This is a genomic window from Dongia sp. (genome assembly GCF_041918875.1).
GTDB lineage: Bacteria > Pseudomonadota > Alphaproteobacteria > Dongiales > Dongiaceae > Dongia.
Genome location: NZ_JAYRUV010000006.1, coordinates 23,964 through 40,529, shown reverse-complemented (window position 1 = coordinate 40,529; position 16,566 = coordinate 23,964). Strand labels below are relative to the sequence as shown.

Sequence of the window (16,566 nt, the reverse complement as noted above, 5' to 3'; positions counted from 1 at the left end):
TTAATATGAGTTCCAAAGTTGCCAGCATCGCCGAGTGCGATGCCTTCCTCGCCGCGCATCCCGAGGTGAAGTTCGTCCAAATCTTCTTCACCAATCAGTCCGGCGTGCCACGCGGCAAGAACCTGCTGCGCCATGACCTCAAGCCGATCTACGAATATGCCCGCTTCCTGCCCGGAACCATGCTGGCACTGGATATTACCGGCGAGGATGTCGAGGAATCCGGCCTCGTCTGGGCCGACGGCGACGCCGACCGCCTCGGCAAACCGGCGCCGGGCGGCCTCACGCTCGCGCCTTGGCTGGGTGCCGATTTCGCGCAGTTGCTGTTGTCGGTCTACGAGATCGACCACAGTCCCTGCGATGTCGACCCGCGCCATGTGCTGCAGTCCGTGATCGACCGCTTCAAGGAATTCAACCTGACGCCGGTCGTCGCCTGCGAAATGGAATTCTATCTGGTCGACCGCCAATCCCGGCCCGACGGCACCAAGCAGCCGCCGGTCTCGAGCGTTACCGGCAACCGGCCTTGGGATATCCAGGTCTACGGCCTGCGCGAACTCGATGATTTCGAGCCCTTCTTCCGCGATGTCTACGCCATGGGCGAGCAGATCGGCCTGCCGCTGGAATCCGCCATCTCGGAATATGCGCCGGGCCAGTTGGAACTGGGCCTGCGCCATCGCGCCGACGCGCTCCAGGCCTGCGACGAGGCCGTCAAATACAAGCGTCTGGTGAAGGGGGTTGCCGTCCGCCATGGCTTCGAGGCCACTTTCATGGCCAAGCCGCACAGTGACATCGCTGGGTCCGGCATGCATCTCCATGTGAGCCTTACCAACCCGGACGGCAGCAATGCCTTTGCCAGTGACGATCCCGCCGGCAGCCCGCTTCTGCGCCAGGCCGTTGGCGGCATGCAGGCGTTGCTCAACGAATCGATGGCCGTTTTCGCCCCGAATGCCAATTCCTATAGGCGTTTCCGGGCCAATTCCTACGCCCCGGTGGCTCCCACCTGGGGTATCAACAACCGGACCGTCAGCTTCCGCGTGCCCGCCGGCCCGGCCAAGTCACGCCATATCGAACATCGGATCTGCGGCGCGGATGCCAACCCTTATCTGGCCGTCGCCGCCATGCTGGCGGCGATCCACTGGGGCCTTAAGCAGAAGCTCGACCCCGGCGCACCGATCGAAGGCAACGGCTATGCCAAGGCCCAGGAAATGGGCCTGACCCTGCCGACCAATTGGCAGGCGGCCATCGACCTGTTCGGCAGCTCGGCCCGGATGAAAGAGTATTTCGGGGAACGCTTCCATCACGTTTTCCGCTCGGTCAAACAGGCGGAATATGATCGGTTCAACGCACGGGTAACCGAGCTCGACTATGCGTGGTATTTACGCAACGCCTGATACCGGGGTCCGACAGGCGCGGCGAAGGTCCAGCCCGGCCTTTCGGGCCGCGCTTGTTCGAGTCCGGTTCAGATGCTACGTTCCCGTACCGAATCAAGGTCATAGCCGATCTTGAAAGAACGCTGCCAGACGAGCGCTTAAGACATGGGCCTTTTCAGTTCCAAGAAAGACAACCGCGTCACGGTCGGCGCCCGCTACCGTTCGGCGGATACCAATCTCATTACCTGGGAAGTTGCCTCCGTCTTCAACGGTATCGACGGCACGCCCTACGCACATATCTTCTGCGTGCAGGATCAGTCGCGGCGCAAGACCGTGGCGCAGAGCTCGCTGGAATCGGGCATCCAGTATATCCGGCTGCCCAATCGGGGCGCCTGACCAGTCCATGAGCAAGGAACCGCTCCAGGTTACCCGTCAGCTCTACGACTATATCCTTAAATTCGGCTTCCGCGACGATCCGCTGTTGCAGGCACTGCGGGAAGAAACCGGCAAACTGCCGGCCAGCGTGATGCAGATTTCGCCGGAACAGGGCCAGTTCATGGCATTGCTCACTCAGCTCATGGGCGTGAAACGGGCGATCGAGATCGGCACCTTCACCGGCTATTCCAGCCTCTCGGTGGCGCGCGCGCTGCCTGCGGACGGCAAGCTCGTCTGCTGCGATATCAGCAAGGAATATACCGATGTCGCCCGCCGCTATTGGGCGAAAGCGGGTGTCGAGGACAAAGTCGACCTGCGCCTGGGACCGGCACTCGACACGCTGGCCGCCTTACGCAAATCGGCAGCCGGCACGTTCGACCTGGCCTTCATCGATGCCGACAAGACCAGCTATCCGGCCTATTACGAGGCGGTTCTGGACCTGTTGCGCCCGGGCGGCGCCATCCTCATCGACAATGTCCTTTGGGGTGGCGATGTCGCCGACCCGAAGGCCAACGACGCAGAGACGATCATCCTGCGCGACCTCAACCGTCATATTGCGTCCGACCGGCGGGTCGATTTCTGCCTGCTGCCGATTGCCGACGGTCTGACTGTCGCCCGTAAGCGCTAGGCTCAAGGGGTGGGCGGCGTGTCCGGTGACGGCCACTCCACCCTGTCGCCTGCACTGATGCCGAGTTGGCCCGCCGATCCCCCCAGAATCTCCAGAACGGCGATTGCCGGCCCTTCCGAACTGACCGGGCTGGTGTCGAAAGGTTTGGCCATCGCCGCCACATTGATGATCCGCCCGTCGGCATCGATGAACAGCATGTCGAGATGGAGTGGCGTGTTCTTCATCCAGAAAGACACCGGCTTGGCGGCTGGATAGAGAAACAACATGCCTTCATTTGGCGCCAGATGCTCCCGGAACATCAGGCCTTGGGCCCGTTCCTCCGCCGTATCCGCGATTTCGGCCGCGAATTTGTAGATGCTGCCACCGGTATGAATGAGGATCGGTACTTTTTCCTGTGCGGAAGCGGCAGCGCCAAGGCAGAGCAGGCAGCAAAGCGCTACCGTTTGTAGCAAGCGTGTCAGAAACAATGATGCCTCGCCAAACGATGTGAAGATGGACCTGCCGCAGATGACCAGCCGCCAAAGGCAGCGTCAAGAACGCAGCCACCGAACCCGGCGTTGACAATAGGCGATCCCGCGGCGTCTATTTTAGCCAAAAGAGGGAGGAGAAACTGTCATGGAAATATCCGGCGAATACCCGATCAAGGCGCCCAGGACCGTCGTATGGACGGCTCTCAACGACCCCGATGTCCTGAAAAGCGCCATCGCCGGCTGCGAGGAACTGGTGCGCGACGGCGACGGCTTTACGGCGACCGTCGTGGCCAAAGTGGGCCCCGTGAAGGCCAAGTTCGGCGGGCGCATTACCCTTTCGGATATCGATCCGCCCAATGGCTATACGATCACAGGCGAAGGACAGGGCGGCGCGGCGGGCTTTGCCAAGGGCAGCGCCAAAGTCGCGCTGGCCGATGACGGCAATGGCGGCACGATCCTCAAATACTCCGCCGGCGCCCAGATCGGCGGCAAGCTGGCCCAGATTGGCTCTCGCCTGATCGAAGGCACGGCCAGGAAAATGGCCGACGATTTCTTCAGCGCCTTCGCCGCGGCGGTGACGGCACAACCGGGTGTCGCGGCCGAAGGTGAAGCGGCGGCGGGCGTGTCCGGGATGGTGTCGGAAACGACTGGTATCGCCACGCCAGGCGGCCCCAAGCAAAAAGGGCTCCACCCCGCGATCTGGATCACCGGGCTGGTCGCCGTCGTCGGCGGAATTCTTTACTACTTCGCCAAGAGATAGCCGACGCGAAACGACCTAGACGAAAGTCGTAATCGCGCACATGACGAGCATGTGACGCATCGCAATATTGGTCAATATTTAGGCAGCTATCTCCGAAGGCGGCGTTGCACGCCTGTACTGCAAGGCATCGTGTCGTGCGAGACACATTCTCACCTTGACATTCAATTCGTCGGACAAGCTTAATTCGGTCATCGATCTTGGTGCACCGGCGCTTGATTCAGGGCAAGCCCGGTCGGAATTCAAAGGCAGCTAGCGGCGTCAAGCCACGGCAACTCAGGGAGGATCGTATGCCCACCGTTAAGATGACGGTGAACGGCAAAGCTGTTTCGGCGGATGTCGAAGCGCGCACATTGCTCGTTCATTTTCTGCGCGATACATTGGCCCTTACCGGCACGCATGTCGGGTGCGACACCGCGCAATGCGGTGCCTGTACCGTGCATGTGAACGGCAAGGCCGTAAAGTCGTGCAACGTTCTGGCGCTCCAGCTCGACGGCGCACAAGTGACCACCATCGAAGGCCTCGCCACCGGCGATACGCTGCACCCGATGCAGGAAGCCTTTCGCGACAATCACGGCCTGCAGTGCGGCTTCTGCACCCCCGGCATGGTGATGAGCGCCATCGACCTCGTGCAGGGCAAAGCCAATCTCAGCGAAGGCGAGATTCGCGCGGGCCTCGAAGGCAACATCTGCCGCTGCACCGGCTATCACAACATCGTCAAGGCCGTGAAGGCCGGCGCCGACGCGATGCAATCGGGGAAAGGGAGATAAGCCATGGCTGATTCAGCACCGGCTACCGGCATCGGCGCTTCGCCCAAACGGAAAGAAGATTTCCGCTTTCTCACCGGTCGCGGCAATTATACCGACGATATCAACCGCCCGGGCCAGACCTACGCCTATATCCTGCGCTCGCCGCACGCTCACGCCGAAATCGTCAAGATCGACACGGCGAAGGCCAAGGGCATGCCGGGCGTGGTCGCCATCTTCACCGGCGCCGATTACGACAAGGGCGGCGTCCCTTGCGGCTGGCAGATTCACAGCAAGGACGGCAGCCCGATGGTCGAGCCGCCGCACTTCCCGCTGTGCAAGGACCGCGTCCGCCATGTTGGCGACCAGGTCGCCCTTATCATCGCCGAAAACCTCGCCCAGGCGCGCGATGCGGCCGAAGCGGTCGACGTCACCTATAAGGAACTGAAAGCGATCGTCTCGACGGCCGATGCCGACAAGCCCGAGGCCGCCCAGGTCTGGCCAGATGCCAAGAACAATACCTGCTTCGATTGGCATATCGGCGACAAGGCGGCGGTCGACGCGGCCTTTGCAAAAGCCCATCACGTCACCAAGATCGATCTCATCAACCAGCGCCTGGCGCCGAACGCGATGGAGCCGCGCGCGGCAGTCGGCGAGTTCGATCGGGCGACCGGCGAGTATACGCTCTACACCACCAGCCAGAATCCCCACGTTATCCGCCTGCTGATGGGCGCTTTCGTGCTGCAGATCCCTGAGCACAAGCTCCGCGTCGTGGCGCCGGATGTCGGTGGCGGCTTCGGCTCCAAGATCTTCCATTATTCGGAAGAGGCGCTGGTCACCTGGGCCTCGGAAAAGGTGCGCCGGCCGATCAAGTGGACCTCCGACCGCTCGGAGGCCTTCGTCTCCGACGCCCAGGGCCGCGACCATTCGAGCCATGCCGAACTTGCCCTCGACAAGGATGGCAAGTTCATCGGCCTGCGTGTCGCAACCAAGGCAAATATGGGCGCCTATCTCTCGACCTTTGCGCCTTGTGTCCCGACCTATCTGTCGGCGACTTTGCTGGCCGGTGTTTACACCACGCCGGCCATCTATGCCGAAGTGAAAGCCGTCTTCACCAACACCGTCGCCGTCGATGCCTATCGTGGTGCCGGCCGTCCGGAGACGACTTATCTGCTGGAACGCCTGGTCGAAAAGGCGGCACGCGAGACCGGTATCGACCGGGTGGAATTGCGCCGGCGCAACTTCATTCCGAAGAACGCCTTCCCCTACCAGACGCCGGTCGCTTTGCAATATGACAGCGGCGATTATGACTCGACCCTGGACATCGCATTGAAGCTCGGCGATTGGAGCGGGTTTGAAGCACGTCGCGCGGAAGCCAGGAAGCGCGGCAAGTTGCGCGGTATAGGCATCTCGACCTATCTCGAGGCTTGCGGCATTGCTCCATCGGCTGTGGTCGGTTCCCTTGGCGCTCGTGCCGGTCTCTATGAATGCGGCCAGGTCCGTGTGCATCCGACCGGCTCGGTGACGGTCTTTACCGGTACGCACAGCCACGGCCAGGGGCATGAAACGACCTTCGCCCAGTTGGTCTCGGATACGCTCGGCGTGCCGTTCGAGAGTGTCGAGGTCAGCCATGGCGACACCAACAAGATCCCCTTCGGCATGGGGACCTATGGCTCACGCTCGCTGGCCGTCGGCGGTTCGGCCATCGTCAAGGCGATGGACAAGATCATCGCCAAAGCCAAGCGCATCGCCGCCCATCTGATGGAAGCGTCCGTTGCCGACATCGATTTCAAGAACGGCGAATTCACGGTGAAGGGCACCGACAAAAAAGTGAGCTTCGGCCAGGTAGCGCTGACGGCCTATGTGCCGCACAACTACCCGATCACCGAACTCGAGCCGGGCCTCGAAGAAACGGCCTTCTACGATCCGCTGAACTTCACCTATCCGGGCGGCACGCATATCTGCGAAGTCGAGATCGACCCCGAAACCGGCGTCACCCAGGTACTGAACTTCACGGCGGTCGACGATATCGGTCGCGTCATCAATCCGATGATCGTCGAAGGCCAGGTGCATGGCGGTGTCGTCCAGGGTATCGGTCAGGCGTTGCTCGAAAACTGCGCCTATGACCCGGAAACCGGCCAGCTCCTGACCGGCTCCTACATGGACTATACGATGCCGCGCGCCGATGACGTGCCCAGCATCACCGTCGCCAATCACGCCACCATGTGCACGCACAATCCGCTGGGGTCGAAGGGGGTCGGCGAAGTGGGTGCCATCGGCTCGCCGCCGGCAGTCATCAATGCCGTGCTCGACGCATTGCTGCCGGCCGGCGTTACCGACATCTCAATGCCGGCGACACCGCATAAGGTGTGGCAGGCGATCCAGTCGGCAGGCAAAGCCAAAGCAGCGGAATAAGGGAGAGAGTCCATGCATAATTTCGCATTCCATCGCCCCGCTTCCGTCGCCGATGCGGTGAAGGCATTGGGTTCGGCCGGCGATGGCAAGATCGTCGCCGGCGGCCAGACCTTGTTGCCGACATTGCGCCAGCGCCTGGCGGAACCCAGCGATCTCATCGATCTCGGTGCCATTGCCGATCTGAAGGGGATCAAGGCAGAGGGTGACGGCATCACCATTGGCGCCATGACGACCCATGCCGAAGTGGCTTCATCGGCGATCGTCCAGGGGACCATACCCGCCCTCGCCCACCTCGCCAGCCATATCGGCGACCGGCAGGTCCGGCATCGGGGCACGATTGGCGGCTCGCTCGCCAATAACGACCCGGCGGCGGATTATCCGGCGGCTGTTCTGGGGCTGGACGCCACGGTCCGCACCAATAAGCGCGAGATCAAGGCCGACGATTACTTCCAAGGCATGTTTTCGACCGCGCTGGAAGATGGCGAGATCATCACCGCCGTCCATTTTCCGAAACCCGAGAAGGCCAGCTACGAGAAATTCGTCCAGCCCGCCTCGCGTTTTGCCCTGGTCGGTGTCTTTGTCGCCAAGACCAAGAGTGGCGTGCGCGTTGCCGTGACCGGCGCCGGCCAGGAAGGCGTCTTCCGGCCCAAGGAAATCGAGGCGGCGCTCGGTGCCAATTTCAGCGGCGACGCCGCCAAGGGGGCCAAGGTCGCAGCTAGCGATCTCAACAGCGACCTGCACGGTTCGGCCGAGTACCGGGCACATCTGGTGAGCGTGTTGGCCGGCCGCGCGGTAGCTGCCGCCAAATAAAAGATTACCTCCGACCGAAAGGAGAAAGGGCAGGATCTCCATCCTGCCCTTTTTCTTTGGTCGCGATCGCGAGAGGTTCAGCCGGCGCGGATCTTGGCGATGAAGGAATCGACTTCGCGCCGTAGGGCCTCCGATTGGCGCGACAGGTCGGAGGATGCTCCCAGCACTTCGCCGGCGGCACCGCCGACCTCATTGGCTGCCTGATTGACGCCGCCTATGTTGCGCGCCACTTCGTCTACACCCGAGGCCGCCTGTTGTGCGTTGTTGGATATCTCCTTGGTCGCCGCCGATTGTTCCTCGACAGCCGCGGCGATACCGGAGGCGATTTCGTTAATGCGGGCGATCGTCGAACGGATATGACCCATCGCTTCGGCAGCGCTCCGGGTCACCTGCTGCATGCCGCCGATCTGGACCGAAATATCCTCGGTCGCCTTGGCCGTTTGCGACGCCAGGTTCTTCACCTCCGACGCCACGACGGCGAAGCCCTTGCCGGCCTCACCGGCACGGGCCGCTTCGATGGTGGCGTTCAAGGCCAGCAGGTTGGTCTGGCTGGCGATGTCGTTGATGAGCTGCACGATACCGCCGATACGCTCGGCCGCCTGGGCGAGACTCTCCACCGTCTCGCCGGTCTTGGCCGCTTCGTCCACCGCCGTTCGCGCGACGCTGGAGCTGTCCGCGACTTGCCGGCTGATCTCGGTGATCGAGGATGACAGCTCTTCCGCCGACGCCGCCACGGTCGTGACGTTGGCCGAAGCCTGGGTGGTTGCGGCTGCCACGGCGGTCGATTGGCGTGTCGCCTCCTCCGCGGTGCCGGACAGCGAGCTCGCATTCGATTGCAGTTCGGTCGCCGCCGAGGAAACGCCCTCGACCACGCCCTTTATCGCCTGCTCGAAGCTGTCGGCCAGTTGCAGCATCGTCCGGCGCCGCTCCTCTGCCGCGCGTTGCTCCGATGCCTTCTGCTCGTCGCGCAGCCGGTCGACTTCGATCAGCTTCTCCTTGAAGAAATCGATGGCGCGGGCCATGACGCCGAGTTCGTCCCGCCGCTTCGTCAGCGGCACCTCCAGCGCCGTATTGCCACCCGCCAGCCCCTCAACCGCACCGGTCAGCGCGTGGATTGGTTTGGTTGCGACATAGCGCACCAGCAAGGCGATGATGATGCCCAGCACGACGACGATGATTGCCGAGACGATCAGGACGCTGTTGGTCAGGCTGTTGACCGGCGCCTTCATCTTATCCTGCGGCAGGTTCACCAGCACCGACCAGCGGGTCGAGGATAGCCCGGTGACGACCGGCATGAAGATGCGGCTCACATCCGTATCGAGCGAGGCCGAGAAATCCTCCGATTGGAACTTCTCGCCGGCCTTGATAGCGGCCAGCGCATCGCTCAGCGTCGCCGATGTCTCCTGGATCGGCTTGCCCAGGGCTTCGGCGTTGCCATAGGCCGCCCACAAGCCGCCATTCGAGACGAGCGAGACGGAGCCGGTTTCGAAGGGTTTCATTTCCGCGAGCTTGGCGTTCAGTCCCTCGAGCAGAAGATCGATGCCGGCGACGCCGATCACCTTGCCATCGACGACGATCGGCACGGCGGCGCTGGTTATCAGCACATCCTTGCCGTTGACCCCATAGAGATAAGGCTCCAGGAACTGCTCCTGGCCGCTGTCCCGCGCCAGCAGGTAATAGTCGCCAAGGCCCGGCTTGTCGTAATCGGTCAGGGCCGTCAGGCTGGAACCTTCGCCATCGCGGGCCACATAGGGAACGAAGCGGCCGCTGGCATCGTGGCCCTCCGTATTGACGAATTCGGCATCCTTGCCATCGAAGGCATTGGGCTCGAAGGCCACCCAGGTTGCCAGCAGATCGGGATTGTCCGCCAGCAGCTTGCGCAGGGAGGCCAGAATGCTGGCCCGGCTCGCCGACTGGCCTTCGATCTGGCCGATCGTGTTCGCAGCCGTGGCGCGCGCCGAGGCAAAGGCGCCGGAGATGACATTCTCGACCTTGACCGCCGCATTGGTTGCCACCTCGGTGCCGAGTTTGCCGCTCAGGGCGCCAACGGTGGAACCGCTGTTCGAAACGGTAATCCAGGTCGACAAAGCAAGACCCGCCACCAGGGCGACCAGGATAGGCAGCAGGATCTTGACGGCCAAGGATCCACCCGCGGATTTGCCGGTTTTCATCGATTTCACTCCCAGGAGATATAATTTATTGGGAGGAATAGTCGGACTGAATTCTTAACAAGTTGTGAACTGCCGCCCCCTGCTCGCAAAATGAGCGGCCGGGATCAGACTTTCCGGCAGACCCACCCGGCCGGCGCGGATTTGAGGCCGCCAGCACTGCTTTCAAGATAGTCGCGCAGCAAGGCGGAGAGCATCGGACTCGCGCCGGTGAGATCGCCGGCGCTGATCAGCATATTGTTGGGGTGCGCCTCACGCTCTTGCGCCACGAGGGCCGTCCGGCTGCCCGGCACCGCTACAGCCAAGGATCAGAAGTGCAAACGCGACGCTTGAAAAACGATAGCGCATATTCACTCCATTTCAGTCGGTGCAGGTTGCTACTTGTTCGGGTGTTGATCCGTGGGCGCATCGGATGCCGGCGGTGGGCTTTCCGTCGGCACGGCCTCTTCCTCCTCCGGCAGCTCCGTGCCGTCATCGGTAAAGAGGTCGCGGATGAAGCCGGGGGCCAGGGCCGACCATTCATTGACGTCGATCTTGGGCTCGTCGAGATTGCCCGCAACCGCATAGGTGGCGGCAAATAGGCCTTCGCCTTCGCCGCCTTGGATAATGGCGCCGATCAGCGGGATGTTGCCGAGCACGCTGTTGATGGCATAGGCAGGCACCAGAGTGCCCTTCACGTTCACCAGATTCCGGTCGAGATCGATCTGACCCTGCGCCGTCATGCCGACCGAGGGGCCGGCACTGCGGAACCGCTTGAGTTCGATGAGGCCGCGCGTCTTGGTGAAACGGCCTTCGGCGCCGCCGAACAGGAAGCCTTCACCCGTCACCGCATCCACCACGCCGGTAATCGTGGCGACCGTCAGGAAGCGCGCGACGAACGGCGTGTTGATGACGCGAAACGACGACATCGATATCTTGCCTCGCAGGGGCCGCCAAGGCTGGTTGTCCTTGACCGTTCCGGTGATCGACAAGGTGCCGCCCTTGATCGAATCGTAAAGATCGAGGATGCGCAGGGCACCGCCGCCATCCTCGGTGCTGATATTCAGCGCATGCTGCCCGGCCTTGCTCGGGCGGTAGTCGAAGGTAATCGGCTTGCCGCTCGGCAGCGTCGCCTGGAAGGCAACGACATCCCACCAAAATGGATCGTGCACCGCTTCGATCGTTGCGTTGGTCAATTCGCGCCCTTCGCCCAGGCGCAGATAGCCGAGTTGCCCTTTCACCGTATAGGGGCGTTGCTGTTCGGGTTCGGTCCGGGCCAGTTCCTCAGGCGTCGGCGTATCGTCGCTCCCCAGCCACGGCTCGGCATCGAGCGTGCCGCCACCGACCGTGATCAGGGTCCAGCCCTGCTTCATTTCGGCATCGAAGCCGGTAAGGTGCGATGCGCCCATCTTCACATCCGGCAGCGTAACGCGCGAGATCGAACCATCGGCGGCGAATTGGAGCGCGCCGGCCGTCACCAGATCGCCGGCCGAAACTCTGAATTGCGGGATGGCGACCGGCTTGTCGTTCAACATCTCCAAGGCCAGGTCGGCCTGCCCGGCGACGCCCGCATCCTTGTGCCATTTGAGAGCCGGCACATCCAGCACGGCATTGGCGAGATCAAACGTCCCCTGCAACGTCGCCCGGCCACCCGGCAGCTTCGTATAGGTCACGTCGCACTGGCAGGCTCCTTCGACCCAGGGGCGGTAATCGAAGCCCAGCGAAGCGAGCTGCGCCGCGGTCGCCGCCCCGTTGACATGCAGCTTCTCGTCGAATGCGGCATCATCGTCGAATGTCTGGCTCCAATCGAGGATGATGGGCATCTCGGCGAAGACGATGGGGCCGGTGATGTTCATGCCCTTTTCGTCGAGATTGAGCTTCAAGACCCCCTGCGTCACATCCTTGTCGAAGCGGATCTTGGCTACCTTCACATCGTTCATTTCCGCGGCGACCTTCACCTTTACTTCGGCAAAAGTCAGCTTCTTGGCCGCCGGGAAATCGAAGAAGATATTGGCCGTTGCCGTCCCGCCGGCCGCGTTGGGATCGATGCCCAGCTTCTTGGCATAACCCAGACGCGGATGATCGAGGAGTTCCAGCGCATCCTTCATAGGTGCCGCGACATCGCCGCCAACCTTGATGAACTGGTCCTCGACATCCAGACCGGTGATGACAAGATCACCCGCGGTCACCTTGATATTGCCCACTTCGCCGCCCGTGATCCTGGCGGCGAAAGTCTTGGTATCGAACTCCGCCGTTGCCATGCCCTTGGTGATAGGTGGCATCGGCCGCAGATAATGAACGGTCAGATCGCTGGTCTTGAGGATGCCCTTGACCGCTTCGGCCTTGGTCCCCTCCCCCTCCAGCGGCAGGCGCAACGTGAGATCGGCGCTGGCCTCGTCGACCATGCCATGGGGAATGTTCGGCACGACCCAGTTGCGCGTGTCGCTGGCGACCGTCTCCGGCCAATATGGGTCCAGCAGCTCCGCCGGCAGCTGCGTCACTTTGAGACTGGCCGTCAGCACCGGCAGCGCGCCGTCCTTGGCCTTGCCACTGAAGGCGCCCTGCCAATCCGCCTTGGCACTGATGCGCGGCCCGCCGATATCGAGATCCAGAGCGGAGATCGTCATCAGATCGTTGTCGCGGTCCAGGCGTCCCTGGACGTTCATACTGGTGACGGGGATCGGCTGCTTGGTAAGATTGGGAAGATCAAGCGCGCCAGCACCGCTCAGCAGCGTGAAATCGACGACGCCGATATCGCCCAGATGCTCGCTGGCGATTTCGATCGATGTCTGGACCTTGGCCGTGACCGCCAGGTCCGCCGTCGACAGCTCCGACAAGGCAGGTTCGATCAAGCCTAGCGAGGAAAGCTGCAGGGATGCCACGGATGCGTCGATCCCGAGCTTGCTGGTATCGCGCCGATAATCGAGCTTGGCGCTGACGATGGCCGGGTCGCCGAGTTGCGGCAGGGCCGCGAACAGGTCGCCGGACAGGCCGCCCACTTCGCGCCGGGCTTCGGCGCCGAAATTGTCCGCCTGCCAGGTCAATCCGGTCACATAGTCGATCACCTGGACATGGCCGTTGAGAATGGCGGCCGAGGTCAGATATCCGGTCGGCTTGGTCCGGTCCGGGGATTCCAGCATGTCGCTGGCCAGCAGCATCAGCGCCTCGAAGCTGCCATCCGTATCCTTCGTCGTCGGCTCGCTGGTGACACCGCCCGGCCCGAAAGCGAGCGAGCCATCCTTGTTGCGGATCAGGGTGAGCTTCGGTCCGATGATCTCGATCTTGCTGGGCGCGATCAACCCCTTGAACAAGGCCCGCGCGCTGAAGGTAATCGATACTTCCGGCAGGTTGGCAAGCTCGCGCCCTTCCAGATCGCGGACCCGCAAATTCATGGCACGCACGTCGAGCGCCCGGTCCCATCCCGCCCAGGTCAGGACCGTATCGTCGACGGCGATACGGTAGGGTTGATCGGTCCGGATCAGCGCCTGCTCGACATAGGAGGAGAGGAAGCGCAGGTGAATGGGGCCTTCCTGGGTCAGGCGCCAGGTCAGGAATGCCAGGATGATCGCGGCACCGGCCAAAGCGGCGCCGAGCAATTCCAGGGTGACGATCGTGGTACGGCGAATCACGCGCGGTCAGCTCCGATCAGCAAGCGGCATAGCCAGAAACGAACTCCCGCGCATCCAACACCAACCGACAGCACCGGTTTCCGCTCCTGAGCGTCATCGCCGCTATTGATACTCCGGTCGAATCCACTGTCTTGACCGGAACCGGTTGCTTCAGCAGTCTCTCGGTTTCCCCGCCGCCGACAGACAAACAATGTCCTCAACAAAACTTGCCGCCATCGACCCCGCCACTTTGCCGCGCCCGAGCGACCCGCGGCAGGTAGATCTTCATCTTGAGCAACTCATCCAGGCATTGCCGGCCGAGGCGCAGGGCAGCGTGAACACGCCCGCCGCACGGGCCCTCCTTGAGGCGCTGTTCGGCAATTCTCCCTTTCTCAGCCGGTGCCTGCTCGCAGAAACCGACGCTTTTCTTGAACTTTTAACGCAGGATGTCGATTCTGTCTTTAACAATGTCGTGACCGCCATCACACCCAAGGCTTTGGAAAGCTTGGACGAAGCCGGTTTGATGGCGGCGTTGCGGCGGGCCCGGCGGCGCGTGGCGCTCATCGTCGCGTCGGCGGATATCGGGCGTCTCTGGCCGCTTGAAACGATCACGGCGGCACTCAGCCGTTTTGCCGAAGCTGCACTGCACGCAGCGATTTCACACCTTCTACGCCAATTACATGTCGCTGGAGAGATTTCCTTACCGTTTCCTGACCAGCCGGAGCGCGATTGCGGCCTCATCGTGCTGGGGCTCGGCAAGCTCGGTGCCGGTGAACTGAACTATTCCAGCGACATCGACCTCATCCTGCTCTTCGAACGAGACAAGATCAGATACACAGGCCGGAAGACCGCGCAAGAATGCCTGGTCCGGCTGGCACGAAACCTAGTCAGGATCCTCCAGGATGCGACAGCGGAAGGTTATGTCTTCCGCATCGACCTGCGCCTGCGCCCGGATCCCGCCTCGACCCCGCTGGTCATCTCGACACTCGCTGCGGAAACCTATTACGAGGGCATGGGGCAGAATTGGGAGCGTGCCGCGATGATCAAGGCGCGCGTCGTGGCCGGCGACGTGGCTGCCGGTGAGATGTTCTTGCGGAACCTGCGCCCCTTCATCTGGCGCAAGCATCTCGATTTTGCCGCGATCCAGGACATCCACTCCATCAAGCGGCAGATTTATGCCGTCAAGGGTCATCGGCAGGTGGCAGTTGCCGGCCACAACATCAAGCTCGGCCGTGGCGGCATCCGCGAAATTGAGTTCTTTGCCCAGACCCAGCAACTGATCTGGGGCGGCCGGGTCATGGATCTACGACAGCGCGTCACCTGCGAGGCGATCCTTGCTTTGGTGCGCCTGGGTAAATGCAAGCCCGAGGTTGCGGAGGAACTGATCGCCGCATATCGGTTTCTGCGCATGATCGAGCATCGCCTGCAGATGATCGAGGATCACCAGACGCAGACCTTGCCGGATTTCGGCCCCGCCTTGGATCGCGTGGCGCTCTTCAGCGGCCATGCCGACACGGCCGAATTCGAAGTTGCCTTGCGCTATCACCTGGGCCGTGTCGAAGACCATTACGCCGAACTGTTCGAAGAGGCGCCGACCCTGGGTGCCGCCGAAGCCGGCATCGCCGGCAGCCTGGTCTTCACCGGCACGGAGGACGATCCCGAGACGGTGCAGACCCTGGAACGGATGGGCTTTCCCAACGGCAGCGCCGTCGCGGCACAGATCCGCGCCTGGCATCATGGCCGCTACCGCGCCACCCGCAGCGCCCGGGCGCGCGAATTGCTGACCGAACTGATGCCGCGCCTGCTCAACATCCTGGGCCAGACAGTGGATCCGGACACAGCTTTCCGCCGCTTCGACGATCTTCTGCGCGCACTGCCGGCGGGGGTACAGTTCTTCTCCCTGCTCTATTCCAATCCGGCGCTCCTCGACCTTATCGCCGAGGTCATGGGCACGGCGCCGCTTCTGGCCGAGCAGCTGGCGCGGCGGCCGGCGTTGCTCGACGGTGTGCTGGCCGCCGGCCTCTACGATACCAACGCCGACCGCGAGGCCCTGGCAGCCGACCTCGATCGGCAGCTGGGCCTCGCCACCGATTTCCAGGATGCGCTCGATGTCCTGCGTCGCTGGACCAAGGACCAGCAGTTCCAGATCGGCGTGCGCATCCTGCGTGGCACGCTCGATGGCGATGCCGCCGGCCCGCTGCTTTCCGACGTGGCCGATTGCGCCCTGGCCGCGTTGTTTCCCCGCGTTGCCGCCGAATTCGAACAGCAGCATGGCAAGCTGCCGGGGCGCGGCATGGTCTTCCTGGCGCTGGGCAAGCTCGGCAGCCGCGAGATGACGATCACCTCCGATCTCGACCTGGTCTTCGTCTACGATATTCCGCCCGGCGTGCCGGATTGGGATACGGTCCTGTCGGATGGGCCGAAGCCGCTGGCACCGATCCAATATTACGCGCGGCTGGCACAACGCCTCATCAATGCGATCACCGCTCCCACGGGCGAGGGCCGGTTGTTCGAGGTCGACATGCGCCTGCGCCCCAGCGGCAATTCGGGCCCAATCGCCAGCGGGCTTGCCCCCTTCGAGAAGTATCAGCTGACCGAAGCCTGGACCTGGGAGCATATGGCGCTCACCCGCGCGCGCGTCATCGCCGGCGACGCCGGCCTCGCCGACGATACCGTGGCGATGCTGAACCGGGTACTCTGCCAGAAGCGCGACCCGGAGAAGCTGCGGATCGATATCCTCGACATGCGGCGGCGCATGGCCGGCCAGTACCGCACCGACGATATGTGGGACCTGAAACATGCCCGCGGCGGGCAGGTCGATCTAGATTTTATCTCGCAATACCTGATCCTCAAGCATGCGGCGGAATTCCCCGACATTGTCGCCGGCGACCCCGTCATCGCGCTCGGCCAGGCGCATCTCCTGGGACTTATCGACCCCGTGACGGGCGACAAGCTGATTGCCGCCGCCCAACTGTGGCACCGGCTGCAACAGGTCATCCGCCTCATCGTCGGCGGCAAGCTGGAAGAGGAGAAGCTGGGGGCGCCGGCCAAGAAGCATCTGGCCCAGATCGCCGCGGAACCGGATTTCAGCGCCCTCAAAGCGCTGGTCATGGAGCAGGAAGCTGTCGTATTCGCCTGCTTCGAGACTATATTCGAGATCGAACCGACTGAATGAGGGAGAGA

At 62.7% G+C, this 16,566-nt stretch carries 12 protein-coding genes; 8 read left to right on the top strand and 4 right to left on the bottom strand.

Translation table 11 applies throughout. The features are described 5' to 3' along the window. Positions 1-5 precede the first annotated feature (5 nt). The 3 genes from ACE3TY_RS07950 to ACE3TY_RS07940 all read left to right on the top strand — a co-directional run bounded on the left by ACE3TY_RS07950 (position 6) and on the right by ACE3TY_RS07940 (position 2,430). Positions 6-1,388: a glutamine synthetase family protein gene (locus ACE3TY_RS07950; protein ID WP_374652492.1), complete on the top strand. Its 1,383-nt coding sequence runs from the start codon at positions 6-8 to the stop codon at positions 1,386-1,388. A 144-nt stretch (positions 1,389-1,532) separates the two neighbouring features. Beyond that, a complete protein-coding gene (locus ACE3TY_RS07945) occupies positions 1,533-1,763 on the top strand; it encodes a hypothetical protein (protein WP_374652491.1) in 231 nt (76 codons plus the stop codon). Positions 1,764-1,770: 7 nt separating this feature from the next. Next, positions 1,771-2,430 carry an O-methyltransferase gene (locus ACE3TY_RS07940; protein ID WP_374652490.1) on the top strand — a complete coding sequence of 220 codons (660 nt, stop codon included), beginning with the start codon at positions 1,771-1,773 and terminating at the stop codon, positions 2,428-2,430. Between the two features lie 2 nt (positions 2,431-2,432). Here ACE3TY_RS07940 and ACE3TY_RS07935 read toward each other — a convergent pair whose 3' ends face one another. Beyond that, complete coding sequence (locus ACE3TY_RS07935) at positions 2,433-2,897, bottom strand: DUF192 domain-containing protein (RefSeq protein WP_374652489.1); 465 nt, start codon at positions 2,895-2,897, stop codon at positions 2,433-2,435. 148 nt (positions 2,898-3,045) lie between these two features. Here ACE3TY_RS07935 and ACE3TY_RS07930 point away from each other — a divergent pair, with 148 nt between their 5' ends. The 4 genes from ACE3TY_RS07930 (at position 3,046) to ACE3TY_RS07915 (ending at position 7,628) form a co-directional block, all read left to right on the top strand. Continuing rightward, on the top strand, positions 3,046-3,660 hold the full coding sequence (locus ACE3TY_RS07930) for a carbon monoxide dehydrogenase subunit G (protein WP_374652488.1): 615 nt from the start codon (positions 3,046-3,048) through the stop codon (positions 3,658-3,660). Between the two features lie 287 nt (positions 3,661-3,947). Beyond that, positions 3,948-4,427, top strand: coding sequence for a (2Fe-2S)-binding protein (locus tag ACE3TY_RS07925; RefSeq protein ID WP_374652487.1), 480 nt, complete (start codon positions 3,948-3,950; stop codon positions 4,425-4,427). 3 nt (positions 4,428-4,430) lie between these two features. Beyond that, entirely contained in the window at positions 4,431-6,818 is a 2,388-nt protein-coding gene (locus tag ACE3TY_RS07920; RefSeq protein WP_374652486.1) for a xanthine dehydrogenase family protein molybdopterin-binding subunit, read from the top strand. 12 nt (positions 6,819-6,830) lie between these two features. Beyond that, entirely contained in the window at positions 6,831-7,628 is a 798-nt protein-coding gene (locus ACE3TY_RS07915) for a xanthine dehydrogenase family protein subunit M (protein WP_374652485.1), read from the top strand. Between the two features lie 77 nt (positions 7,629-7,705). On the opposite strand, the gene ACE3TY_RS07910 is transcribed toward ACE3TY_RS07915, so the two are convergent. From ACE3TY_RS07910 to ACE3TY_RS07900, 3 genes are all read right to left on the bottom strand, one after another. After that, the gene (locus ACE3TY_RS07910) at positions 7,706-9,799 is read right to left on the bottom strand and encodes a methyl-accepting chemotaxis protein (protein WP_374652484.1); all 2,094 of its coding nucleotides are present in this window, start codon (positions 9,797-9,799) and stop codon (positions 7,706-7,708) included. A 104-nt stretch (positions 9,800-9,903) separates the two neighbouring features. Beyond that, complete coding sequence (locus ACE3TY_RS07905) at positions 9,904-10,065, bottom strand: hypothetical protein (RefSeq protein ID WP_374652483.1); 162 nt, start codon at positions 10,063-10,065, stop codon at positions 9,904-9,906. 108 nt (positions 10,066-10,173) lie between these two features. Then, the gene (locus ACE3TY_RS07900) at positions 10,174-13,404 is read right to left on the bottom strand and encodes an AsmA-like C-terminal domain-containing protein (RefSeq protein WP_374652482.1); all 3,231 of its coding nucleotides are present in this window, start codon (positions 13,402-13,404) and stop codon (positions 10,174-10,176) included. Positions 13,405-13,594: 190 nt separating this feature from the next. Here ACE3TY_RS07900 and ACE3TY_RS07895 point away from each other — a divergent pair, with 190 nt between their 5' ends. Then, positions 13,595-16,558, top strand: coding sequence for a bifunctional [glutamine synthetase] adenylyltransferase/[glutamine synthetase]-adenylyl-L-tyrosine phosphorylase (locus ACE3TY_RS07895; RefSeq protein ID WP_374652481.1), 2,964 nt, complete (start codon positions 13,595-13,597; stop codon positions 16,556-16,558). The last annotated feature ends 8 nt before the right edge of the window (positions 16,559-16,566 follow it).